This is a genomic window from Streptomyces decoyicus (assembly GCF_019880305.1).
Lineage (GTDB): Bacteria > Actinomycetota > Actinomycetes > Streptomycetales > Streptomycetaceae > Streptomyces > Streptomyces decoyicus.
In genome coordinates this window covers 5,137,986-5,162,025 of sequence record NZ_CP082301.1, presented here as the reverse complement: position 1 = coordinate 5,162,025, position 24,040 = coordinate 5,137,986, and the positions used below count along the sequence as shown (strand labels likewise).

Below are 24,040 nucleotides of genomic sequence, written 5' to 3'. Positions count from 1 at the left end.
GTGTGTCAGCCGAGGAGGCCGAGACCGCGGACGGCCTCGCGCTCTTCCGCCAGCTCCTGCACGGACGCGTCGATGCGCTCGCGGGAGAAGTCGTTGATCTCCAGGCCCTGGACGATCTCGTACTTGCCGTCCTTGGTGGTGACGGGGAAGGAGGAGATCAGGCCCTCCGGGACGCCGTACGAGCCGTCCGAGGGGATACCCATCGAGGTCCAGTCGCCGGCGGCGGTGCCGTTGACCCAGGTGTGGACGTGGTCGATGGCGGCATTCGCGGCGGAGGCGGCGGAGGACGCGCCACGGGCCTCGATGATCGCCGCACCGCGCTTGGCGACGGTCGGGATGAAGTCCTCGGCCAGCCACTTCTGGTCGCCTACGACCTCGGCGGCGTTCTTGCCGGCGACCTCGGCGTGGAAGATGTCGGGGTACTGGGTGGCGGAGTGGTTGCCCCAGATCGTCAGCTTGCGGAGCTCGGAGACCGGGGTGCCGGTCTTCTTCGAGAGCTGCGACAGCGCGCGGTTGTGGTCCAGACGGGTCATCGCGGTGAAGCGCTCGGCCGGTACGTCCGGCGCGGCGGCCTGGGCGATCAGGGCGTTGGTGTTGGCCGGGTTGCCGACGACCAGGACCTTGATGTCGTCCGCGGCGTGGTCGTTGATGGCCTTGCCCTGCGGCTTGAAGATGCCGCCGTTGGCCTCCAGGAGGTCGCCGCGCTCCATGCCCTTCGTACGGGGGCGGGCGCCGACGAGCAGCGCCACGTTCGCACCGTCGAAGGCCACGTTCGGGTCGTCCGAGATGTCGATGCCCTGAAGCAGCGGGAAGGCGCAGTCGTCCAGCTCCATGGCGGTGCCCTCGGCGGCCTTCAGACCCTGTGGGATCTCCAGGAGGCGCAGCTTGACCGGCACGTCCGCGCCGAGCAGATGACCGGAAGCGATGCGGAAGAGGAGTGCGTAACCGATCTGGCCGGCGGCGCCGGTGACGGTGACATTGACGGGAGTGCGGGTCATGGCGATCTCCTGCGCGGTGTTATTCCGGGGGCAAGCCCCTGGACCACCATGGGTGGCGGTGGGTGTCCCTGCCCAGCTAGCGAGGTCTCTTGGTATCGAGAGACCCGGCCGTCAGGCTATCGGACCCCCGCCCGGCCCAGGCGACGGCCCGGTGTGGGACACCTCACCGGGTTGCCCCGGGGCATCCGTACGGCCGTCCGTGCGCGCATCCCATGGTGTGGCAGGCGCTCCGCGCGGTTCCCGCAGGCGGAGGCGGCGGCCACCCGCTCAAGGAGGGGGGATACGGGCGGCCGCCGAGTTGTGCCACACCCGTGGGGGGATATCCGTCGCCTGCCCGGGATCGCGGCGGGCATGCCCCCTGTCTTTCGGACAACCTCCGGGAGGAGGCCCGGGCAGGCAGCGGGCCCGGCGCCCGGCCCGTCGGCGCCCCGCGCCAGGGCTTGACGCCCACCGCCGTTCGACGCCCTTTCCACCGGCCTCGGCCTCGCCCAACCGGGGGCCGGCCGCCTGCTGGTCGTCGCCTCCGACGACCGCTACGCCCTGACGAGGCGACCCACGCCCACCCGCTGCGCCAATCGCCCCTGCCTCATCGGCGGCATCCCGTAGGAGCCGCCGATATGAATCAGGGCGCAGTTCGCCGATTCTCCTTGAGCTCAGCCAGCACCTTCCTGCTGGCAACTGTAAAAGGATGGTCAGCTCCGAGGCTGTTGGTCCGCCTTTCCACGACGTCATTCATAAGGCCTACTGCTGCCTCGAAGTGTCCGAGGCCATCTTGAATTCGAGCGTATAGCTGTTGCGCCGAAAGCGCGATGGGGTAATCGGACCCAAATCGACGTTCATACGTGTCCGCGACCAGCCGAATCTCCTCATTGGCCTCGCCGAAGTGCCCGAGTACGTAAAGCGCCCAGGCATGGTTGTGTCTTGCTCCCAGCGTGACTGTGTGCTCCGGGCCGAGGTGCCGCTCACATTCCGACGGCAAGGAAAGCAATGCGGAGTTGTCTTCCCTTTCGAGTTCGGCCGTCGACAGCATCGTCAGCAGACTGGCCTGGGAACGCAGCGTCAATGGATGTGCAGGCCCGAGTGCCGACTGCCGGCCTGCGATCGTGGCATGGAGCAGGGACAGAGCTTCCGCTTTCTTTCCACGGTTTCCAAGCACTAGTTGAAGTCCGTGGCTACTGTCCAGAGTGTCCGGGTCGTAGGCTCCGAACAGCCGCTCCTGATCGCTTCGGACCTGGCGCAGCAGCGGCTCGGCCTCCGAATACTTTCCCAGCCGGAACAGTGCTCGGCCAGACCTGGAACGCGCAGCCAAAACCAAGCGGTGCTCCGAACCGAGCGTGTGCTCCGAAAGCGATACCGCGCTATGGGCAGTCTCCCAGGCGGACAGGTAGTCCCCTGTACGGTGCAGGGCAGTGGCCAAGCGAGTCGCGATACCCACCAAATCGGCCATTGCTGCGGAAGTCGCAGCACGCTGCAACAAGGCGATGACGTGGGGGCTGAGTAGCCGCAGCTGTGGCTCTTCCGGGCCGGCATCAGGGAGTTGGGGAATCGCGGCGTCCAGCAGCCGGCAAGCTGTCGAGTTGAGATTGGCAAGCGAGTCCGATGGCGTGGCGGAAGCGACGCTATCGAGCAGTACACCGTGGCTTTGAACACACCGCACGCCAACGTTGACCAGTTCAGTAAGCGATTGGTCGACCAACGCTCGCAGTGCCGTTTCAGTGCGAGCCCGAGGGAGGACACCCCTGATTTCAGGGCGATTCAGCAGGGTCAGTGGCAGTGGCTCCGAAGCGAAACGGGCAAGCAGGCGAAGCAGTGTCACTGCCTCGGGTAGACCGCGTGCTTCGAATGCGTCGAGCGTGAGTTGCCAAGTACGCCCTACCAGGTGACGTGGATCTACATCCGACAAGAGTTCAGCTCCTTGGTCGATGAGCTCGACACGCTCTCCTTCCTCGTCGAGGTGCCGGCCATAGGCGTCCATCGTCCAGGGGTCGAGGACTTGGTGGGACAGGAAGCCCCCGGCCAGCGTCAGCGCGAGCGGCAGTCGACCGAGTCTGTCTGCGATTGTCGAAGCCTGCTTCAACGTGCCGCTCTGCGGCGCCAGGTCGCATAGCACTCGTGCAGCGTCTTCCCGCGGTAGTACCCCGATATGCTGCAACTCCGCTCCTGGCCACCAGCGAGCAGCCGCACGACGTGTCGTGACCACCACGATGCCGCCAGGACTGGTACGCAGCCAGCTTCCATCCCCCAAAATCTCGGGATCATCTGCGTTGTCCAGTACCAGCAGCCACGGCTCAGCGGATCGGTCGAGGTGTTCCCACACGAGGTCGGCTCCAGGACGCAGGCCGTTGCGAGCAGCCAATAGCTCGCCATCTGTGGCACCACGGTCAGCGGCAACGGCGAGCATGCCGGAGCGCAGGCTCGCACGGTCGGAGGCGTTCACCCACAGACCAACACGACCGCCGACCTCCGTAGCGAATTGAAAGAAGGCGTGCGCGACAGCGGTCTTGCCGCAGCCTCCCATGCCGTGAAGAACGAAGGCCTGACCGCCACCTCCTTCCGCTTCCGCGACACTCGCCCGTAAGCGATCGAGCACTTCGGCGCGGTCGCGCAGAACCACGGGTGCTCGGCCCACCGCCGGGCGTCGAACTGAGTCCGGGCCGGTCAAGCCAGGGTCATCGCTGCCGTGATAGTGGTACTCGCTGATGTGTTGGTCACGCGATGATTGGTAGACGCGACCGGCATCTTCGGCATGGCCGTCCATCGGACCTCTCATCGTTCATTGATGTGCACGTCTCGGCCGGCTTGGTAGACCCGTGCTCGCCCGGATGCAGTTCCGTGCTGAGTGATCCGTGAAGCATGCGTAGCGGCTTCCGAACCGACCTCGTCAAGCAACCTGCGAAGCTCCTCTACGGCCTCTGGCTGGGCGAGCAACAGCCGGCGGAGATATCCCTGCCATTGCAAGGACAATTCACTCAGCATCTCTTGGTCAGCTGCCGAGTGGGCGCGCAGCGCTTCTTCGCGACTTGCGTCCAATTCATCGGAAACAATTTGCGCCCGGTCAGGCTGCAGACGCTGCCACAGGCGAGTTAATCCATCGCGTGTGTGCTGCCAGGCCTCAGTTGCCATCAGAGTGACCAAGGTGGTTCCAGCGGCCTGTGTGAGCGATGTTAATTCTGGATCCATAGCTCCCCCCAGTTGAATGCTACTGCTCTAAATTTTTACTATTACTCCATAAGGTAGACCATCGAGGCCGTGAGGACCGTGCGGCAACTCAAGGTCAGCATCGTTGCACCACCAAACTGAACAGACAAGCGACCCTCGATGGGATTTTCCCCTGGCATATGCCATCGTCCATTTTTCCTGCGTAGCATCAGTGTTTGCTCTGGCTGCCTCAAGCTTCAGGCGTTAAGCTCGATACGCCCTGGAACGTCCGAAGGACAGGAGTGGTTGTGGCCAGACCTTGGGAAGCTGACCCTACAACGCGGTTTAAAAGGCGGCTGGGGAAATCCCCGCAGGAGTTAGGGCATACCACAGATAATCCCGACTGCCCCGACATCTGGGAGCTAGAAAATGGGGATGTCGCCATCATCGGCAGAGATCTGACAGGCTCGCTCGGAAAAAATCTTCCGGCAGGTGTATCGGTAGGCGACGACGAACGACTCGTGGTCATCCCGAGGAGCATGATGGTCGCGGCGAAGCCGGATATCCCAAGTGTTTGAGGCGTTCCAGCGAACTACCTCAGAGCATTTGGATCGGCCAAGCTACCACAGGGACTTTCGTCGCCATCATGAGAGCGGCATCCGCTTCTTGAAGAAGCTTGAGCGTGGGCAGAATTTCAAGGAGCGAGGGTTTCCCAGCTGGGAAGCCTTTGCTGCCGGCGAGTGGAATAGAGCGCTCTCCTTGATTGAGGAGAAGCGTGAAGTCTACGCTGGTCAGTTCCAGAAGGCTGCTGATCTCGGGATTCTGGAGCGTCGGCTTCGTGTAGTGGAGTTCCCTGTTGCACCGTACGTACAGTGGGAATTGTTCGTACTTCGCCTACGGGTAGAACTGGGCGATAATATTCGAGTGATGGATGCCCGCAATATCTCAGATATCGAAGTCGATCACCTTGTGCCAGAAGTCGTGATCCTTGGCGACGAGGTCATGTATGAGGTGGTTTACGACGACGATGGGAACGCGGCGGGAGCCAATCGGATCGTGGATCCAGTGGCGATTGATGAAACTTCCGCCGGCTTCGATGCGCTTTACGGCCAAGGGGAAGATTTCACAGAGTTCTTCAATCGGGAAATTGCGCCACTCGATCCTCCGATGGTCGTTCATTGAGTGATTCCTCTGAGGCGGAGATCCGCTTACACGAGAACGCCCGCCCAGTTCGGGAAGCCGAACGCCTCCCGCCGCATGAGCGCCGTCGCTTGCTACGTAGCGGCGGCCACGCGCCGCGCCGCGTCGGCAGTCCAACGGCGACGAAGGAGACGGGCCGGGCGCCCCGCAGAGTGTGCGGGGCGCCCGGCCCGGTTTTGGTGGGTCGGCTACTTGGTGTCGTCCCCGGCGGGCTGGGCGAGCCGGAACGTGCGCGGCAGGTCGCTCACCCGCTCGGCGCTTCCCCGGCTGAGCCGGTGGACGTGGCCGGAACCGGACGGGCGCAGCTCTTCACCCCCGCCACGGTCGTCTCGCAGGCCGCGACCTTCGCCGGGTCCCCGGTCACCTCGACCATGGGGGTGTAGGCATCGCCGTCCCGCTCGGCCTGCGCCGTGGCGCTGTGGCCGCCGGCGCTGATGGTGGCCTGGTCGCCCTGTGCCGCACGGCTGATCCGCGCCCAGGCCGTATGGCAGACCTTGCTGTAGCGGACCTCGATCACCGCGCGGCCCGCCACGCCGCGGGACGGGGTGACGGCATGCGGTCCGCCGCAGCCCATCTTCTCCGGGTCCTTGCCCACGCAGCCCGCCCCGGTGCAGTGCACCCCGGCCGGCAGCACCGGCTTCTCGCTCGGCGCGGCCGCGGAGGCGGCAGCCGCCTTCTTCTCCGGGCCGGCGGCCGGATTCAGCAGCAGTACGGCGGCGACGCCCACCAGCACCGCGCCGACCGCCCCGACGACGAACATGACCGGCCGGCCGCGGCGGGCACGCCGGTGTACGGGGGCGGCGGGTGCGGCGGGTGCGGCGGGTGCGGCGGGTGCGGCGGGTGCGGCGGGTGCCACGGCCGGAACCGGGGACGGCTCCGCCAGCGCCGGCCATTGGGGAAAGTCCGCGCTCGACGGGAGTTCGGTGCCCCGCGGCACCTGCGGCAACTGCGCCGTCCGGGGCGGCTCCGCGGCCTGGACGCCCTTCGCGTCCTTCGCGCCCTTCATGGCTTTTGCGGACTTCGCGGACTTCGCAGGGGACTTCGCGGCCTTCGCGGACGGCTTGTCCTCGGCCGGCTCCGTCCCGAACTCCCCGAGCGCGGCCCGCGCCTGCGCCACCCGTATCGCTTCCATGGTGACGTCCTGCCGCATCTCGGCCCGGCTCCAGGCCCGCTCGGCAAGCTCCCACAGCGTGGTGAGATGCGAGGGATGCGCGCCGGTCGTCTCGGCGAGCGCGACCACCGCGCGCAGCGGTGGCAGCAGCCGGCCGTTGAGATAGCGCTCCCAGGACGTCTTGCTGTAGCCCGTACTGTCCGCGACGGCGGCCACACTCAGTCCGCTGCGGTCCACGAGCCTGCGCAGCTGACCGGTGAACTCCGCGACCTGCGGGTCGAGTTCCTCCGGCAGCGCCTTCCAGCGAGGCATTGCCTCCCCCTATCCCCCCGCACGTGCGACAGGGCGGCTCCCCCGGCCCGCCCTCCTTGCTCCCCGCGGGAACGCCCCCGGCCAGGACGGCAGTTCCCTTCACGGGCCCACGGGGGCATGCGGGGATGCGGGCATACGTCACCCACCCGCGCGCCCCGTGGCCCCGACAGTGTCGCATTTCGACCGGAGTCCGTACGACTTCCGTACGTTTCCTGACAAGAACAGCCCACGCACTTCCCTCCGGGGCCTACTGTGAGAAACACTCCTCTGCCGCGCCGCCCGCCGGATAGAGGCACAGGCGGATGCCCTCCGGCCCGCGGGCCGCCGCCATCGGCGTGACGAGATCCCCCTCGGCGTCGAAGCGGTCCACCACCCGCACGGACCGCGGCTCCGCCCCCGGCACCGACACTTCGAGGCGGTCCCCGACCCGGCCGTCACGGAGCCGGCCCCAGACCGCGCCGCACGCCGTGCCGTAACGGATCTGAACGCGCTGCCCACGGGCGGCCGTTCGCTCCCAGGGCGTCCGGGCCGCCCCCGGGAGCTCGCAGTACATCGACTCCGGGTCCTTGCCGTCGCACGCCGTCGCCCGGCAGCCGGTCACCTCGGAGGGCCGGGGCGCGGCACCGTCCACCGGGCCGCTGCCGACGGCCCCCTCCGCCGCCCCGAAAACCAGCGCCGCGACGACCGCCACCACACCGGCACAGGCCCCGGCGCCAGCGGCCGCGACCCGGCGCGACGGCTGTGTCGGAGGCGACGGCTGTGGCGGAGGCTGTGACGCCTGTGATGGCGGCTGCTGCTGCGGCGCGGGCTGCGGCGGCCGTGCCGGGGTCGCGCGATCGCCGCCGCCCGCCGGGGCCACCGACTCCTCAACCACGCTCGCCCGCGGGCCAGGCACCTCCCGCCGCGCACCGGCCGCGACACCGACCGCTCCCTCGCCCGGCGCGACGCTCCGGCGCTGCGCCACGCCCCGGCCCCGCTCCGTACCCCCGCTCGGGTCCCCGGCCCCGCTCCGCACCCCACTCCGCGTCCCGCTCCGTGCCCCGCCCGACCGGCCGCGTCCGCTCCAGGCCGCGTCCGCCAGCTCCCAGAGCGCCACGAGCTGACCGGGCGGCTCCCCCGCCAGCCGGCACAGCGCCTCGACGGCGCCCCGCGGCGGCAGCTTCTTCGCGTTGAGATAGCGCTCCCAGGACGACTTGCTGTACGGCGTCCGCTCGGCGAGCGCGGCCAGGGTCAGCCCCGTACGGCGCCGCAACTCCCGCAGTCTCTCCGCCAGCCGGGAGTTCTCGACCCCGTCCCGCAGCCCGCTGCCGGGCCCGCTCACCGGCGCAGCACCTTCCAGGTGTCGGGGCCCACGATCCCGTCCGTGGGCAGCTTGAACCTGGCCTGCAGGCGCTTGACGGCGCGTACGGTCCTCCCGCCGACGATGCCGTCCACCCCGCCCGGGTCGTAGCCCTGGTGGCGCAGCAGGCACTGTGCCTCGACGACGTCCCAGCCCGACGCGCCGCTGCCCAGGACCGCGGTGTCCGTACGGCTGTGCCCGGCATACAGGGCGCCCGCCCGGCGCTGGACATGGCAGCCGAAGGCCTCCCCCGGGCGGTGGGTGAACGCCGGTGCAACACCGGTGCCCCCGGTGGTCATCGCGGCGCCCGCGCCGCGCCCGATGCCGTTGGCGTCCTGCCAGAGCCGGGCCACCAACAGCACCGCACCGGCCGCGACGAGCACGGTCAGCGCGCCCAGGAGGAGCGGCCCGAGCGGCATGCTGCGGCCGGACGCGGACGGTGCGGCGGTGGCGGGGACGGCCTTCTCGGCCTTCTCGGCCTTCTCGGCCTTCTCGGCCTTCTCGGCCTTCTCGGCCTTCTCGGCCTTCTCAGTCTGCTCGGCCTGCCGGTCCCGGCCGTTCTGCCCGTCTCCCCCGTCCTGCCCGTGCCGCCCGTCTCCCCCGTTCTCCCCGTCCTGCCCATCCCGCCCGTACGGCCCGTCCCGCTCCGCCCCCGGTTGCGGTGGCGGCCCCGGCCGTTCCGCGTTCCAGGCCTGCGCGGCGACCTCCTGGAGCGCCAGCAGCCGGGGCACATCGGCCTCGCAGACCCGGGCCAGCGCCTCCACGGCAGCGCGCGGCGGCAGCTTCTTGCCGTTGAGATAGCGCTCCCAGGACGACTTGCTGTACGAGGTCCTGGCGGCGAGCGCGGCCAGGCTCAGCCCGCTGTGGTCCTTCAACCTCCGTAACTGGACGATCAGGTGCCGCACCCGGTGGTCCAGTGATGCGGGCAGCCCTTTCCAACGCGACATGTTCCACCCCATACGCGTTCGTTCTCCCCCGAGGCCCTGAGCCCCCTGTGCCGCCGATGATGGCGCGGACGCGACCTCCGTTTCGCCGTTTTACCGTTTCCGCGCGGCGGCGGTCAGGGCCCGGCACCGGCGGGTGGAAGCACGGCCGGTGGCACACCCACGGGCCGCACGGCCCGCCCCGCGCCGCCTCCGCCGTGGTGCGTGCGCCGCCCCGCCCCCCGTTCGGTACCCCGGCACAGCACAGCGGCGGCCCGCCTTCTCCCGGAGGAGAGGACGGGCCGCCGTCACGAAGCGCTCAGCGCATGGTGAAGCTCAAACGCACGGAGAAGCTCAGCGCACGGTGAAGTGGACGATGTCGTCCAGGAACGGGATGTGGATCCACGGCTTGGGCTGGACCATCAGGGACAGCATCACGATCACGAAGCCGAGCACCCCGTACGTCGCCATGTCGGTGAAGCGGGAGCGCACGGCCAGCATCCCCACCGACGGCAGCGCCCACCGCAGCACCGCCCCGGCCAGCAGGGAGAGCCCGATCACCAAGGCTCCGATGCGGAACGCGTCGAGCGCCACGAGGAGCAGCCCGGCCGCCACCCCGCCCATGACCGTGAGCAGCGGCCATTGCCGGGCGGGCGCGGGGAAGCCGCCCGAGACGGCCCGCCCGCCGCCTTCGGGCCGGGCGGTGTCGCGGGTCAGCGTCGGAAAGCGGCGCGAGGTGCGCTGCGGCTCGGAGGCCCCGTCCGAATGCGCTTCGGCACCCATGGCTGGCAGTCCCTTCCGGTGTCCGGATCCGTCTGTCAAAGACAAGGGTCTCAGGTCCCGCGCGATCAGCCGGCCGCGCGCTCGGCGGCCTCGACGACATTGACCAGCAGCTGGGCGCGGGTCATCGGACCGACGCCGCCGGGGTTGGGCGCGACCCAGCCGGCCACCTCGGCGACACCCGGGTGCACATCGCCGACGATCTTGCCCGCCTCGTCACGGCTGACGCCGACGTCCAGGACCGCCGCGCCGGGCTTGATGTCCTCGGGCTTGATGATGTGCGGCACACCGGCCGCGGCGACGACGATGTCGGCCTGCTTGAGGTGCGCGGACAGATCGCGGGTGCCGGTGTGGCACTGGGTCACCGTGGCGTTCTCGGACTTGCGGGTCAGCACCAGCGGCATCGGGCGGCCGATGGTGATCCCGCGGCCGACGACCACCACGTGCGCGCCCTTGATCTCGACGTCGTGCCGCCGCAGCAGCTGGACGATGCCGTACGGGGTGCACGGCAGCGGGCCCTCGATGCCGAGTACCAACCGGCCCAGGCTCATCGGGTGAAGCCCGTCGGCGTCCTTGGCCGGATCCATCAGTTCCAGGACACGGTTGGCGTCGATGCCCTTGGGGAGCGGGAGTTGGACGATGTAGCCGGTGCAGGCCGGGTCCTCGTTCAGCTCCCGTACGACCGCCTCGATCTCTTCCTGGGTGGCGGTTTCCGGCAGTTCCCGCTGGATCGAGGCGATACCGACCTGAGCGCAGTCGCGGTGCTTGCCGTTGACGTACCAGCGGCTGCCCGGGTCGTCGCCCACCAGGAGGGTGCCCAGGCCGGGCTGCACACCCTTGGCCTTCAGCGCCTCGACGCGGGTGGTGAGCTCGGACTTGATAGCGGCTGCGGTGGCCTTGCCATCCAGAATCTGGGCAGTCATGCCCCCATCCTCCCGGATGAGGGCGGTGACGTTCCAATCAGGGCGCGCGAAGCCTCCGTGGCCGGAATTGATCATTGCACTTGGACAACAGCTGGGGACCTTGACTGGACAGAGTGAATGCGCAACTAGAACTATTGACGGGCAGTGCCGCAGGCTTCGTCCGGGGGGTGGCCAGTGAATCCTGTTTTTCCTCCGCGTCACGCCGCGTCGTGCAGCAGTCACCCAACGGAGGAAAACAGCAGATGAGCTTCGGCGACCCGAACAACCCCTACGGCCAGCAGCCGCAGGCGCCGCAGGGCCCGTACGGCCAGCAGCCGCAGGCGCCGCAGGGTCCGTACGGCCAGCAGCCCCCGGTCCCGCCGCAGGGCCAGCCCGGCTACGGCTACCCCCAGCAGGCCCCGCAGCAGCAGGGCTACGGCTACCCCCAGCAGCAGGTCCCGCAGCAGCAGGGCTACGGCTACCCGCAGCAGCCGGCGGCCCCCTACGGCCAGCCCGGTATGCCGGGCATGGGCATGCCGACGGGTTACGCGAGCTGGGGCGCGCGCGTGGGCGCCGCCCTCCTCGACGGCCTGGTCATCGGCGTGGTTCCGGGCATTCTGTACGGCATTGCCTTCGCCGTGGCGGCGAGCTCCGCCTCCTCGACCTCGATCGACACGTCGAGCTGCGCGCCCGGCGACACCCAGTGCATCTCGGACGCCTACAGCTCGGCGTCCAGCAGCGCCATGCCGGTCTTCGCCCTCATCCTGATCACGCTGGCCGGCCTGGTCACGCTCGGCGCCGCCCTCTTCGTGTGCGCCAAGGAGGGCAAGACGGGCCAGACGCCGGGCAAGAAGGCGATGAACATCCGCCTGGTCAAGGAGACGACCGGCCAGCCGATCGGCTTCGGTATGGCCTTCGTGCGCAAGCTCTGCCACGCCGTGGACGGCCCGCTGTGCGGTCTCGGCTACTGGTGGCCGCTGTGGGACGAGAAGTCCCAGACGTTCGCCGACAAGATCGTCGGCACCGTGGTCGTCAAGACCCAGTAATCCGGTCAGTGGGCAGACCCTGAAGGGGCCTGCCCGCTCTGCACCACTCCCCGAAGGCCCCCTCGCAACAGCGCGACCGGGGCCTTCGCGGCGCTGTAAGCCGGCGGGCCCCCGCCCCGCGGATCAGAACGGAACCCTCGTGGCTTACCGTCCCCTCCATCGCTTACTTCGCTGATATCCGCTCAAGACGCTTGAAGGACGCCGCTCGTGAGCTATCCCAACCAGAACCCTTACGGTCAGCAGCCGGGTCAGCAGCCCGGGTACGGCTACCCCCAGCAGCAGCCGCAGCAGATGCCGCAGTACGGCCCGTACCCGGGCGGCGGTGGGATGCCCGGTATGCAGATGCCCTACCCGACGGTGATGCCCGGCGGGGCCAAGGCCGCCCGGGTGATGCTGTTCGTGCTCTCCGGGCTGAACGTCATCGGCCTGATCCTCGCGGTGATGGGGCTCGGCGGCGTCAGCAAGGCCTCGCACAACGTCTCGCCGTACGCCCAGACCGAGGACGTCACGGCGATCAACATCGGCAAGGGTCTGCTGATCGCGGTGATCGTGCTCATCGTGATCTTCACCGCGGCCGCGATCACGCTGGCCCTCCAGTTCGCCAACGGCGGCAGCGGGGTCCGGGTCGGCACCATCGTCTTCGGTGTCGCCACCATCATGCTGAGCCTGTTCAGCTTCCCGATCGGCCTGGTCCACACGATCCTGGGCATCCTGGTCGTGGTCTTCGTCTCCAAGGACGAGAGCAACCACTGGTTCAACAGGCCGCGTTACTGACCTTCCGGTACAGCGCGGCAAAGGGCCGCACCCCAGCCGGGGTGCGGCCCTTTGCGCTGGTGCCGGCTCAGTGGAAGAAGTGCCGGGTCCCCGTGAAGTACATCGTCACGCCGGCCTTCTTGGCGGCCTCGACGACGAGCTCGTCACGGACCGAACCGCCCGGCTGGACCACGGCCTTGACGCCGGCCTCGGCCAGCACCTCGAAGCCGTCGGGGAACGGGAAGAAGGCGTCGGAGGCGGCGTAGGAGCCGCGCGCCCGCTCCTCGCCCGCACGCTGCACCGCCAGCTTCGCGGAGTCCACGCGGTTGACCTGGCCCATGCCGACGCCGACCGTGGCGCCGTCCTTGGCGAGCAGGATCGCGTTGGACTTCACGGCGCGGCAGGCCCGCCAGGCGAAGGCCAGCTCGGCCAGCTCGCCGTCGGACAGTGCGGCACCGCTGGCCAACGTCCAGTTGGCCGGGTCGTCGCCCCCGGCCTGGAGCCGGTCGGTCTCCTGGAGCAGGGCGCCGCCGTCAACGGGCTTGACCTCCACGGGGTTCGACGGCGCGTCGGGGCAGCGCAGCACCCGGATGTTCTTCTTGCGGGCGAGGATCTCGACCGCACCGTCCTCGTAGCCGGGGGCCACGATGACCTCGGTGAAGATCTCGGCGACCTGCTCGGCCATCGCCACGGAGACCGGGCGGTTGACGGCGATGACGCCGCCGAACGCCGAGAGCGGGTCACAGGCGTGCGCGTTGCGATGCGCCTCGGCGATGTCCGCGGCGACCGCGATACCGCAGGGGTTGGCGTGCTTGATGATCGCCACGCACGGCTCGGCGTGGTCGTACGCGGCCCGGCGCGCGGCGTCGGTGTCCGTGTAGTTGTTGTACGACATCTCCTTGCCGTGCAGCTGCTCGGCCTCCGCGAGCCCGCCGCTGCCGTCCACGTACAGCGCGGCCCCCTGGTGCGGGTTCTCGCCGTAGCGCAGGACGTTCTTGCGGGCGTAGGTGGCGCCGAGGAACTCGGGGAAGGCGGAGTCGTCCGCGGCCGCGTAGCCATCGGCGAACCAGGAGGCGACGGCCACGTCGTAGGCCGCGGTGTGCTGGAAGGCCTCGGCCGCCAGCCGCTTGCGCCGGTCCAGTTCGAAGCCGCCGCCGGTGACGGCCTCCAGGACATCGCCGTAGCGGGCGGGGTTGACGACCACGGCCACCGACGGGTGGTTCTTGGCGGCGGCGCGGACCATCGACGGGCCGCCGATGTCGATCTGCTCCACACACTCGTCGGGAGTGGCGCCGGAGGCGACGGTCTCCCGGAACGGGTAGAGATTGACGATCACCAGGTCGAACGGCTCGACACCGAGATCGGCCAGCTGGCTGCGGTGGTCCTCCAGGCGGAGGTCGGCCAGGATGCCGGCGTGCACCTTGGGGTGCAGGGTCTTGACCCGGCCGTCGAGGCACTCGGGGAAACCCGTCAGCTCCTCGACCTTGGTGACCGGCACCCCGGCCCCGGCGATCTTCGCGGCCGTCGACCCGGTCGAGACGAGCTGGACGCCCGCCGCGTGCAGCCCCTGCGCCAGCTCCTCCAGCCCGGACTTGTCATAGACGCTGACCAGAGCGCGGCGGATGGGCCGCTTCGTACCTTCGGTGGCGGTCACGAGATACGTACCTTTCGTCCCTCAATGCGGTAGCCGTGCCGGGCCAGACGCCCCACGACCTCGACGAGCAGTGATCGCTCGACTTCCTTGATGCGCTCGTGCAGCGCGGATTCATCGTCCTCATCCCGGACCTCGACCACGCCCTGGGCGATGATCGGGCCGGTGTCGACACCGTCGTCGACGAAGTGAACGGTGCATCCGGTGACCTTTGCGCCGTACGCGAGCGCATCACGCACGCCATGGGCACCGGGAAAACTCGGCAGCAGCGCCGGGTGGGTATTGACGGTGCGGCCGCCGAAGCGGGCGAGGAACTCCTTGCCCAGGATCTTCATGAAACCGGCCGAGACCACCAGATCGGGCTCGTACGCGGCGATCGCTTCGGTGAGCGCCGCATCCCAGTCCGCGCGGCTTTCGTAGTCCTTGACCCGGCAGACGAACGTCGGGAGCCCCGCGGCCCCGGCGCGCTCCAGGCCCACGATGGCCTCCCGGTCGGCGCCGACGGCCACGATCTCGGCTCCGTACGCCTGCGGGCCCTCCTCCGCGATGGCGTCCAGCAGCGCCTGGAGGTTCGTACCGGAACCGGAGACGAGGACGACGATGCGGGCCGGGCGGCCGAGGGGGGTCTCCCCTGCTCGGTCCGCGGGGCGAGCCTGGGGAAGGGAGGGCTGGGCGGGGGCTGGGGAGGAAGCCACGGCGGGGCTCTTTTCCGATCTCGCGTGCTTTGTGTGGTCGTACAAGACTGCGGGTACCGCAGATCCGGGGAACCCTACGAAGGCGCCGACCGTCAGCAACGATACCGGCACACCGAGCGGCCCCCGCGGGACGGGGGCGGGCACGGGAGGTAGCGTCAGGCGTAAGACTGCATGCAGTTCGTGGTAACCGGGCGCCGGTCGCGAGGCCCGCGTACGGACGAGACAAGGGGAAGACACACTCCAGATGACGGACCGACGCCGCCGCGCGGCCCTCCTGCTCCCTCCCCCAGCTACCGCTGGGTGGTTCCCCCAGCCCGCCACCGCCCCCGGGGTGGTGCTGCTGCCGCGTGAGCGCAAGTCGTCGTCCTCGTCCCCGGAGCCCGACGCCCCGGATGCCCCGGCCTCCCCGGACTCCGACCGGGACAACCCCTTCGCCCCGCCGCCGCCCGACGCCCCCGACCAGGAGTGGCGCCCGCGCCACCGCGCCCACACCCCGGGCCAGGGCCACGACGGCGAGGAGGAGCCCCCGCAGGACGAGCAGACACCGAGCTGGGGCAACCAGTGGAGCCCCCGGCAGCCGGGCCGGCAGAGCGGCGGATTCGGCACCCGGCCGGGCGGCCGCAACGGCCAGCAGAACAGCGGCCCCGGTGGTTCCGGCAACCCCGGCGGGCTGCGCTGGGACCCCACCGACCCGTCCCAGCGGCGGGCGCGCTACGCACTCCTCGCCGGTCTGTGGTCGTTCTTCTCCGTGCTGTTCAGCCTCCCGGAGGTCGCCCTGCTGCTGGGCGTGCTGGCGATCTACTGGGGCATCAGCTCGCTGCGCGCCAAGCCGAACCCCGCGAAGGCCTCTGCCGCGGCCACCACCGCCGCCATGGAGGGCCGCCCCGCCCCCACCACCCAGCCCGCCCCGGAATCGCAGCCCGGCGCCCCGGCCGCGCCCGGCACCGGCACCACCCGGCCGCAGGTCACCGCGGCGATCGCGGGGCTGGTGATCGCGTCGCTGGCGCTGATGATGGTGGCCGCGACCTTCACCGTGCAGATCGTCTACCGCGACTACTTCACCTGCGTGAACGACGCCCTGACCCAGTCGTCCGGCAAGTCCTGCGAAAAGCTGCTGCCGAAGGAGCTGCGGCCGCTGCTGGGTACACAGCAGTAGGGCTGAGCACACAGCAGTAGGTGGCGGCGCAGCCGGTGTCAGCTGTCCGAGCCGGCTGAGGTGACAGAGGCGGCAGAGGTGGCGGCCGGTTTCGCGGCCGCCGTGAGGGTGCCGGCGTCGGGATGAGGTTCGGCATCGGGGCCGGGACCGGCACCGGTGCCGGAGGCAGCCGGGGTGGTGGTGGTGTCGGGGCGGGTGTCTTCGGCGGCGCCCCGGTCGGCTCCGTCCGCCGCAGCGTTCGTACCGTCCCTACCGCCGGCGCTCCTGGCGCCGCCGTCGGCTTCCGCGCCGACCGGGCCCTCCCTACGGGCCGCGCCCTTCGTACGGCCTGCGCCCTTCTTGACGCTGCCGCCCTTCGTACGGGCCTCCCCCTTTGCGCGGCCGTCCCCCTTTGCGCGGCCGCGACCCTTTGCGCGGGCCTCCCCCTCCGTGCCCTTCGTGCTCGTACGGTCCTCTCCGTCCGTATCACCGTCCTTCGCGCCGCCGCCCTTCGTACCGGCCGGCTCCCCCTGACCCTGTTGGCCCCCCTGACCCTGCTGGCCCTGCTGACCCTCCTGGCCCTGCTGACCGGCCCCGTCCTCCAGGCGCCCGGCGCGCAGTCGCCAGGCCCGTAGGGCGATCGCGCCCGGGACGCCGGTCAGGGCGGTCCAGCCCGCTGCCGCGAGGCCCGTACGCCACCAGCTCGGGCCGAACGAGGCGAGCGCGCCGGTGCCCAGCGCGCCCCCCGCCAGGCCCGCGAGCGCCGCCAGGACGACGCCGCAGAGGCCGGCGGCCAGAGCTGCCACGCAGGTGGTCGTCCACCAGGACCAGGGCGCGCCGGAGGCCGCCGCGTCACGGGCCACGGAGCGGACCACCGAGCGGGCCAGCAACGCCCCCGCCACCACGGGCACCACGACAACCGCCCAGGTCAGCGGGTTGCCCGGTCCGGCGTCCGGTAGCCCGCTGAGCAGCGGAAGCTGGGGCAGCACGGACGGGGCCGCGGTTCCCAGCGGGCCGACCGTGCTGCCGGCGCCGACCGTGAAGCCCGGCCCCAGGCCGTATGCGGCACCCCACACGGCCGCGTTCGGGAGCAGGAAGAGGCACAGCAGCAGCACCGTGGCGCGGCTCGCCCAGTCGGGCGCCAGGTGCAGCAGGTCCAGGCGTACCCGGTCCGCGTGCAGGCCCAGGGAGAGCAGGGTGAGGAGTGCGCCGGCGGCGAGCAGGGCACCGAGGGCGCTGCCTGCGGCGCGGTGCGCGGCGGCGGACCGGGAGCCGCCGAGGAGGGTCCGCAGACCGCGCGGCACGTTGGCCCCGGCCCGCAGAACGCAGGCGGGCAGCAGTGCGGTACCCGGGTGCCCGAGCAGGCACCAGGCCGTGCCGCCGAGGGTGGCGGCCGCGGTGGCCGGTACGGCGGCCAGCACGCTGAGGGGCTCGGCACTCATCCGCCCGGTGCAGGCGTAGATCAGCGCACCGGCCGCGATCAGCAGATAGCCGGTGAGCAGCGCACCGAGCAGGGTGCGCGGCGCGACCGCCCGGCTGACGTCCGCCTCGCCGCCGCCGTCCGCGCCGGGCCCGGGGTGGCCGTCGGCCGCGGTCGCCAGGGCGTGGCGGGCGGCCCGGTGGAGCAGCCAGACCGGGAGGACGGCGAGCAGCAGCGGGGTCACGGCGACCGGGGCCGCGGCACCGGAGTGGCCCGTGGTGCGTACGAGGTCGCCGCCGTGCGCCATCAGCCACAGGTCGGCGGCGAGATGCAGCGCCCGGGACGGGCCGCTGTCGGGGGCGGGGGAGGCGACCCAGAGCAGCAGCACGGCGACCGCCAGCGCGCCGAGGCCGAGACCGGCGGCCGTCACACCGCCGAGGAAGGCCGCGCCGATCGCGGAGGAGCGTTGCGCGGCGGCTCGGCCGTGCGAGGACAACGTAGGGCCACGATCGGTCAACTGGCTCACGCGGACATGCTGCCAACAAGAGACCTTTCATCCCTGTACTGGTGAAATGCCCGACGTGTCGCGGTGCATCCGGTGATGCCAGTTTTCACACTGCTCTGTATGACCCAGCGCGAGCAGGCCGCCAGTGCCTTCGACGATCTCCACGCCCGGCACGCAGCGGCGCTGACGCAGCAGACGTATCTGCTCACCGGCCGGCCGCGGCTCGCACGGCGGGCCGTGGAGCAGGGATTCCGGCTGGCCTGGCAGCGCTGGCCGCAGGTCGCGGTGGACCCGGATCCTGCGGGGTGGGTGCGGGCGGCCGCGTACGAGTACGCGCTGACGCCGTGGCACCGGCTGTGCCCGGGGCTGCGGCCCGCCCGTAAGCCGAGGCACTGTCAGGAGAGCGAGCCCTCGGACCGTGCGCTGCTGGAGGCGCTGCTGAGTCTGCCCGCCCCGTACCGGCGGGCGCTCCTGCTGCACGACGGGCTCGGGATGGGCCTCTACGAGACCGCGGCGGAGATCGAGGCGAGCACACCGGCCGCGGCCGGGCGGCTGACGCATGCGCGCGAGCGGCTCGCCGAGCGGCTGCCGGAACTGGGGCTCGGCGGGCAGGAGCCGGTCCGGCAGGGCGAGATCCTGCGGGCCGGGATCACCGGGCTGGCGGCCGCACAGCAGGTGACCCCCGCCGACGCGCAGGGCGTGCGGAGCGGCAGCGAGCGCAGCGACCTGCGGACCACGCTTGCGGCCGTCGGGCTGACCGGACTCTTCGCGCTGGCGACGCTGGTGATGATGATCGTGACGCCGGACCACTACACACCGTCGCCGGACAGACCCCTGGCGACCGCGCCGCACACCCGTCTCTCACCGACCCCGCGCCGTGGCGCGGACATCAGGAAGCAGGGAAACGCAGCCGTGCGGAAGCGGCTCCGGCAGGCCCGGCTGACCCCCGACGTCCGCTAGGGCGTGCCCGACGGCAAGCCGCTGCGTGTCTCCCAACTAGGCGGCCACGCCTGGCTCTTCGGGCTCCCCTTGGCGCCCTCCCCCTCCTCACACCCGTGTCAGCCGCCCGTGTTAGCCGGTCGTTAGCGGAGCGGCAGCTTCTCGATAGTGGGCCAGACCAAAGTGGGTGACGTACCGAGGAAACAACGACACCGACCGTCCTGGGGGGACCCGAAATGAGCTCCGACACCACCGTCCGCACCGCTCGCCGCCGCACCCTGCGCATTGCCGCCGCGGCCCTGACCGCAGCCGCCGGCCTCACCCTGACCGCCTGCTCCGGTTCGGACGCCGCCGGCGCGAAGCCCGCGGGCCGCACGGACACGGGCGCGGCCGCCGTCGAGGCCGATGGTGCGGGCTCCTCCGCCGGAGCGCAGGGCTCCGACGCCCAGGCGGCCCCCGGTGCCAAGGTCGACACCAAGGCGGACGCTGCGGCCAAGCAGCCGGGCAGCGCGCACGCCAACGGCGGCGGTGGCAAGGCGAGCTCGGGCGTCCAGCGCTGCCACACCTCCGGCCTGACGGCAGCGTTCGCCACGGGCGAGGACGCGACTCCGGACCCGAACGGAAAAGGCGCGACGACCACCAGCATCGTGCTGACCAACAAGGGCAGCAGCAGCTGCAAGATCGGCGGCTTCCCGGGCGTGGACCTCAAGTCCGAGAACGGTCAGAGCTGGTCGCTGCGCCGCTCGTCGGCCAAGCACACCTCGATCACCCTGGCACCCGGGGACAGCACCGACTTCACGATCAACCTCGCCCTGGCCGAGAAGGACGAGGCGCACCCCTGGATGCCCGCCTCCGTGACCGTCACCCCGCCGAACGAGACCACCTCGCTGACCCTGAAGTGGCCCTGGGGCCCGCTCGTCGACCAGACCGGCGCCACCCACCCGGCCACCTTCGTCAACCCCATCGGCTGACCACCCGGCGCTGCCCCGGACATGAGCCAAGAACACCTCTGCGAGCCCGACCAGCTCGGAGAGGACGCATCCCGCCGGCGCTGTGCCGAGAAAGTCCGCTGTCCCGGTGTGTCACACCGGGGCAGCGGACTTTCTCGGCACAGCGCGGTTGCACCCCGGAACGCACACCGCCGGACCCCCGCCACAAGGGCGGGAGTCCGGCGGTATCGATGACGGCCGTCAGGGACGGCGTGCGTCTGATCCGGCGGTGGGGCCGGGAGGCAGCAGTCAGCCGCCGAGGATCTCGCGGGCCAGCCGCGCGGTCTCCGACGGGGTCTTGCCGACCTTGACGCCGGCGGCCTCCAGGGCCTCCTTCTTCGCCTGGGCGGTGCCGGAGGAGCCGGAGACGATGGCGCCGGCGTGGCCCATGGTCTTGCCCTCGGGCGCGGTGAAGCCCGCGACGTAGCCGACGACCGGCTTGGAGACGTTGGCCTTGATGAAGTCGGCCGCACGCTCCTCGGCGTCGCCGCCGATCTCGCCGATCATCACGATCAGGTCGGTGTCGGGGTCCGCCTCGAACGCCTGGAGGGCGTCGATGTGGGTGGTGCCGATGACCGGGTCGCCACCGATGCCGACGGCCGAGGAGAAGCCGATGTCACGCAGCTCGTACATCATCTGGTAGGTCAGCGTGCCCGACTTGGACACCAGACCGATGCGGCCGGGCTTGGTGATGTCGCCCGGGATGATGCCGGCGTTGGACTGGCCGGGGGTGATCAGGCCGGGGCAGTTCGGGCCGATGATCCGGGTCTTGTTGCCCTTGGCCTTCGCGTACGCCCAGAAGGCGGCGGAGTCGTGGACCGCGATGCCCTCGGTGATCACGACGGCCAGCGGGATCTCCGCGTCGATCGCCTCGACGACGGCGGCCTTGGCGAAGGCCGGCGGCACGAAGAGGACGGACACATCGGCGCCGGTCTTCTCCATCGCCTCGGCGACCGAGCCGAAGACGGGCACGTCGGTGCCGTCGAAGTCGACACTGGTGCCGGCCTTGCGGGGGTTCACACCGCCGACGATGTTGGTGCCGTCACCGAGCATCAGCTTGGTGTGCTTCATGCCAGTGGCACCGGTCATGCCCTGGACGATGACCTTGCTTTCCTTGGTCAGGAAGATAGCCATGGTTGTTGTGTCCTCGTCCTTTACTTAGCAGCCAGCTCGGCGGCCTTGTCGGCCGCGCCGTCCATGGTGTCCACACGCTGCACCAGCGGGTGGTTGGCCTTCGACAGGATCTCGCGACCGAGCTCCGCGTTGTTGCCGTCGAGGCGCACGACCAGGGGCTTGTTGACGTCCTCGCCCTTGGACTTGAGCAGCTCCAGGGCCTGGACGATGCCGTTGGCGACCTCGTCACAGGCGGTGATGCCACCGAAGACGTTGACGAAGACGGACTTGACGTCCGGGTCGCCGAGAATGATCTCCAGGCCGTTCGCCATGACCTCGGCGGAGGCGCCGCCACCGATGTCGAGGAAGTTGGCGGGCTTGACGTTGTTGTGCTGCTCGCCGGCGTAGGCGACGACGTCCAGGGTGCTCATGACGAGACCCGCGCCGTTGCCGATGATGCCGACCTGGCCGTCGAGCTTGACGTAGTTCAGGCCCTTGGCCTTGGCAGCAGCCTCGAGCGGGTTGGCTGCGTCCTTGTCCTCGAGGGCCTCGTGCTCCGGCTGGCGGAACTCGGCGTTCTCGTCGAGGGACACCTTGCCGTCGAGGGCGATGACCTCACCGCTCGCGACCTTGGCCAGCGGGTTGACCTCGACGAGGAGCGCGTCCTCGGAGACGAAGGTCTTCCACAGGGTCACCATGACCTCGGCGACCTGCTCGGCGACCTCGGCCGGGAACTTCGCCTGGGCGACGATCTCGCGGGCCTTCTCGATCGTGACGCCCTCGTTGGCGTCGACCGGGACCTTCGCGAGCTCGTCGGGCCGGGTGGCCGCGACCTCCTCGATGTCCATGCCGCCGGCGACGGAGGCCATGGCCAGGAAGGTGCGGTTGGTGCGGTCGAGGAGGTACGAGACGTAGTACTCCTCGGCGATCTCCGGAGCCGTCTCGGCAATCATCACCTTGTGGACCGTGTGGCCCTTGATGTCCATGCCCAGGATCTGACCGGCCTTCTCGACCGCGTCGTCCTCACTGGTGGCCAGCTTCACGCCGCCGGCCTTGCCGCGGCCACCGACCTTCACCTGCGCCTTGACGACCGACTTGCCGCCCAGCCGCTGGGTCGCCTCGCGCGCCGCCTCAGGCGTGTCGATGACTTCACCGGCCAGCACCGGTACACCGTGCTTGGCGAAGAGGTCCCTCGCCTGGTACTCGAACAGGTCCACGCGCGTCCGTCCCTTGTCTTCTCAGAATCGCCGTAGTGATCGCGGTTCGTTGTCTGCGATGGGCGTGCCGCGAAGGGCAACGTGACGGCGCTGTCACTGAGGGAGGCGTACACGGTGACCGGATACGCGGCATGTCCGTCTCGCAGGTTATCGCCGCAGGACGTGAGGCCCTAAATCGCAGATCACACTCCAGCGGTGATTACCATCACAGATCTTTTGGCCAAGTTACGCCTTCTCGGGATTTCTGCATGCCGTCGGCCGGTTTGTCATGAGCTGGTTTGCCGTGCGCCGGTTCGCCGTGCGCTGGTTCGCCGCGGGCCTGTGCGCCGTGGGTCTGTTTGCCGTGGGTCTGTTTGCCGTGGGTCTGAATGCCGTCGGCCGGTTTGCCGTGAGTCTGCCTGCCGTCGGCCGGTTTGCCGTGAGTCTGTTTGCGTCGCCCGGTTTTCGACCTCCCCGAAGATCTTCACGATCAGGGGCCGCCCGCCCCGCCGTACGAGGGCCCGGTTGTCACTCGGCGTGCATGCGCACATCGCGCATCCTTCGCGGCCTCCTCCCGGTCGCCTCTGTGCGCCCCGCCTCCGGCGATTCCGGTTCCGACGGCACGGGAATCCGCGGGGAAGCAGCCGCGAGTCGCACTCACCGGACCCCCGCCATCGGGTCCGAAAAGGCCTCTTGACCCTTCAACTTCCCGCTTCGGACACTGTCTTGAGCACCTACGGATACAAACGCATCAGGAGTCACACACTTCAGGCTTGGTCCCGTCCCTCCCGTTCCCCCTTTCTCGATTTCTCGGCGCCCTCGCACTCGGCGCCGGAAGCGACGTACGGCGCGGCGGGTCCGGTGCCGGGCAGGGCACAGACCACCGCGGCGGCCGAAGCCGCGGTCGACGTAGGAGGTACGGGCCGATGGCCACTCCCCTGACCGCGAGCAAGCTGGTCGCGGCGCTGCGCGACGAGGGCCTGGTGGTCCACGAGGTCCGCGACTGGCGTGAGCACAACCGGAACGCCAAAGGCCCCTGGGGCCCGATGAACGGCGTGATGATCCATCACACCGCCACACAGGGCACCGACAGCTCGGTGGACCTGTGTTACGACGGGCGCTCCGACCTGCCGGGGCCGCTGTGCCACGGCGTGATCGACAAACAGGGCCAGGTCCATCTCGTCGGCAATGGCCGTGCCAACCACGCCGGGCTCGGTGACGGCGACGTCCTGCGTGCGGTGGTCAACGAGGACGCGGAGCTGCCGCCGGACGACGAGGCGGACACCGACGGCAACCGCCACTTCTACGGCTTCGAATGCATCAACCTCGGCGATGGCAAGGACCCTTGGCCCGAGGCGCAGAAGCTCGCCGTCGAGAAGGCCGCGGCGGCGATCTGCCGTGCGCACGGCTGGAGCGAGCGCTCGGTGATCGGGCACAAGGAGTGGCAGCCGGGGAAGGTCGATCCGCGCGGCATCACGATGGACGGCCTGCGGGGCCGGATCAAGAAGCGGCTGGCGAAGCCGGCGGAGGGCTCGCCGGAGCCGCAGCAGCCGGCGTACGAGCCGTTCCCCGGCAGCGGCTTCTTCCGGTCCGGGGCCCGCAGCCCGGTGATCACGGCGATGGGGGCGCGGCTGGTGGCCGAGGACTGCGGCCATTACGAAGTCGGCCCCGGTCCGGAGTGGACCGAGGCGGACCGGAAGTCGTACGCGGCCTGGCAGCGCAAGCTCGGCTTCCACGGCGAGGATGCGGACGGGGTGCCGGGACAGGTCAGCTGGGGACGGTTGCGGGTGCCCCACACGTAGCCCCGCACGTAGCCCAACACATACCCCAACACTTAGCTTCTGCAAGCCCGTTGGCACGTCGCGGTACGAATGAGGTGCGGTGGATACACCAAG

At 70.1% G+C, this 24,040-nt stretch carries 20 protein-coding genes; 8 read left to right on the top strand and 12 right to left on the bottom strand.

Features of this window, described 5'->3' with window-relative positions; genetic code table 11:
• Positions 1–5 precede the first annotated feature (5 nt).
• Both K7C20_RS22785 and K7C20_RS22780 read right to left on the bottom strand, forming a co-directional pair.
• Positions 6–998 (bottom strand): malate dehydrogenase, encoded by a 993-nt coding sequence (locus K7C20_RS22785; protein WP_030086706.1) that lies wholly within the window; start codon positions 996–998, stop codon positions 6–8.
• A gap of 622 nt (positions 999–1,620) precedes the next feature.
• Positions 1,621–3,756 carry a tetratricopeptide repeat protein gene (locus tag K7C20_RS22780; protein WP_078953295.1) on the bottom strand — a complete coding sequence of 712 codons (2,136 nt, stop codon included), beginning with the start codon at positions 3,754–3,756 and terminating at the stop codon, positions 1,621–1,623.
• A 688-nt stretch (positions 3,757–4,444) separates the two neighbouring features.
• Here K7C20_RS22780 and K7C20_RS22775 point away from each other — a divergent pair.
• Positions 4,445–4,714: a hypothetical protein gene (locus K7C20_RS22775; RefSeq protein ID WP_078953297.1), complete on the top strand. Its 270-nt coding sequence runs from the start codon at positions 4,445–4,447 to the stop codon at positions 4,712–4,714.
• Positions 4,707–5,318, top strand: a complete 612-nt coding sequence (locus tag K7C20_RS22770) for a DUF6879 family protein (protein ID WP_078953298.1) — start codon at positions 4,707–4,709, stop codon at positions 5,316–5,318. The genes K7C20_RS22775 and K7C20_RS22770 overlap by 8 nt, the downstream gene beginning before the upstream one ends.
• A 262-nt stretch (positions 5,319–5,580) precedes the next feature.
• Here the strand turns inward: K7C20_RS22770 and K7C20_RS22765 are convergent, their stop codons facing one another.
• The 5 genes from K7C20_RS22765 to K7C20_RS22740 all read right to left on the bottom strand — a co-directional run bounded on the left by K7C20_RS22765 (position 5,581) and on the right by K7C20_RS22740 (position 10,724).
• Positions 5,581–6,759 carry a helix-turn-helix domain-containing protein gene (locus tag K7C20_RS22765; protein WP_053209499.1) on the bottom strand — a complete coding sequence of 393 codons (1,179 nt, stop codon included), beginning with the start codon at positions 6,757–6,759 and terminating at the stop codon, positions 5,581–5,583.
• Positions 6,760–7,006: 247 nt separating this feature from the next.
• Positions 7,007–8,080 (bottom strand): helix-turn-helix domain-containing protein, encoded by a 1,074-nt coding sequence (locus tag K7C20_RS22760; protein WP_053209500.1) that lies wholly within the window; start codon positions 8,078–8,080, stop codon positions 7,007–7,009.
• Entirely contained in the window at positions 8,077–9,045 is a 969-nt protein-coding gene (locus K7C20_RS38360; RefSeq protein ID WP_063781285.1) for a peptidoglycan-binding protein, read from the bottom strand. The genes K7C20_RS22760 and K7C20_RS38360 overlap by 4 nt, the downstream gene beginning before the upstream one ends.
• 330 nt (positions 9,046–9,375) lie before the next feature.
• On the bottom strand, positions 9,376–9,804 hold the full coding sequence (locus K7C20_RS22745; RefSeq protein WP_030082874.1) for a DUF3017 domain-containing protein: 429 nt from the start codon (positions 9,802–9,804) through the stop codon (positions 9,376–9,378).
• A gap of 65 nt (positions 9,805–9,869) precedes the next feature.
• Positions 9,870–10,724 carry a bifunctional methylenetetrahydrofolate dehydrogenase/methenyltetrahydrofolate cyclohydrolase gene (locus tag K7C20_RS22740; RefSeq protein WP_030082875.1) on the bottom strand — a complete coding sequence of 285 codons (855 nt, stop codon included), beginning with the start codon at positions 10,722–10,724 and terminating at the stop codon, positions 9,870–9,872.
• 242 nt (positions 10,725–10,966) lie between these two features.
• Between K7C20_RS22740 and K7C20_RS22735 the strand changes: the two genes are divergently transcribed.
• Positions 10,967–11,749: an RDD family protein gene (locus K7C20_RS22735; RefSeq protein ID WP_053209502.1), complete on the top strand. Its 783-nt coding sequence runs from the start codon at positions 10,967–10,969 to the stop codon at positions 11,747–11,749.
• Between the two features lie 207 nt (positions 11,750–11,956).
• Complete coding sequence (locus K7C20_RS22730) at positions 11,957–12,523, top strand: hypothetical protein (RefSeq protein WP_030082879.1); 567 nt, start codon at positions 11,957–11,959, stop codon at positions 12,521–12,523.
• Positions 12,524–12,590: 67 nt separating this feature from the next.
• On the opposite strand, the gene purH is transcribed toward K7C20_RS22730, so the two are convergent.
• Complete coding sequence (gene purH / locus K7C20_RS22725) at positions 12,591–14,156, bottom strand: bifunctional phosphoribosylaminoimidazolecarboxamide formyltransferase/IMP cyclohydrolase (protein WP_053209503.1); 1,566 nt, start codon at positions 14,154–14,156, stop codon at positions 12,591–12,593.
• Positions 14,153–14,848, bottom strand: a complete 696-nt coding sequence (gene purN, locus K7C20_RS22720; RefSeq protein WP_030082885.1) for a phosphoribosylglycinamide formyltransferase — start codon at positions 14,846–14,848, stop codon at positions 14,153–14,155. Before purN ends, purH begins: the two co-directional genes overlap by 4 nt.
• A 244-nt stretch (positions 14,849–15,092) precedes the next feature.
• Here purN and K7C20_RS22715 point away from each other — a divergent pair, with 244 nt between their 5' ends.
• Positions 15,093–16,004 carry a hypothetical protein gene (locus K7C20_RS22715; RefSeq protein WP_030082887.1) on the top strand — a complete coding sequence of 304 codons (912 nt, stop codon included), beginning with the start codon at positions 15,093–15,095 and terminating at the stop codon, positions 16,002–16,004.
• Positions 16,005–16,042: 38 nt separating this feature from the next.
• Here the strand turns inward: K7C20_RS22715 and K7C20_RS22710 are convergent, their stop codons facing one another.
• The gene (locus K7C20_RS22710; RefSeq protein ID WP_245171361.1) at positions 16,043–17,929 is read right to left on the bottom strand and encodes a cell division protein PerM; all 1,887 of its coding nucleotides are present in this window, start codon (positions 17,927–17,929) and stop codon (positions 16,043–16,045) included.
• Between the two features lie 99 nt (positions 17,930–18,028).
• Here K7C20_RS22710 and K7C20_RS22705 point away from each other — a divergent pair, with 99 nt between their 5' ends.
• Both K7C20_RS22705 and K7C20_RS22700 read left to right on the top strand, forming a co-directional pair.
• On the top strand, positions 18,029–18,868 hold the full coding sequence (locus K7C20_RS22705; RefSeq protein WP_245171363.1) for a sigma factor-like helix-turn-helix DNA-binding protein: 840 nt from the start codon (positions 18,029–18,031) through the stop codon (positions 18,866–18,868).
• A gap of 215 nt (positions 18,869–19,083) precedes the next feature.
• Complete coding sequence (locus tag K7C20_RS22700) at positions 19,084–19,818, top strand: DUF4232 domain-containing protein (protein ID WP_053209504.1); 735 nt, start codon at positions 19,084–19,086, stop codon at positions 19,816–19,818.
• Positions 19,819–20,085: 267 nt separating this feature from the next.
• On the opposite strand, the gene sucD is transcribed toward K7C20_RS22700, so the two are convergent.
• Both sucD and sucC read right to left on the bottom strand, forming a co-directional pair.
• Complete coding sequence (sucD, locus tag K7C20_RS22695) at positions 20,086–20,970, bottom strand: succinate--CoA ligase subunit alpha (RefSeq protein WP_030082896.1); 885 nt, start codon at positions 20,968–20,970, stop codon at positions 20,086–20,088.
• Positions 20,971–20,990: 20 nt separating this feature from the next.
• Complete coding sequence (gene sucC, locus K7C20_RS22690; RefSeq protein WP_030082899.1) at positions 20,991–22,166, bottom strand: ADP-forming succinate--CoA ligase subunit beta; 1,176 nt, start codon at positions 22,164–22,166, stop codon at positions 20,991–20,993.
• 905 nt (positions 22,167–23,071) lie between these two features.
• On the opposite strand from sucC, the gene K7C20_RS22685 reads away from it, so the two are divergent.
• Positions 23,072–23,947, top strand: coding sequence for a peptidoglycan-binding protein (locus K7C20_RS22685; RefSeq protein WP_053209505.1), 876 nt, complete (start codon positions 23,072–23,074; stop codon positions 23,945–23,947).
• Positions 23,948–24,040 lie beyond the last annotated feature (93 nt).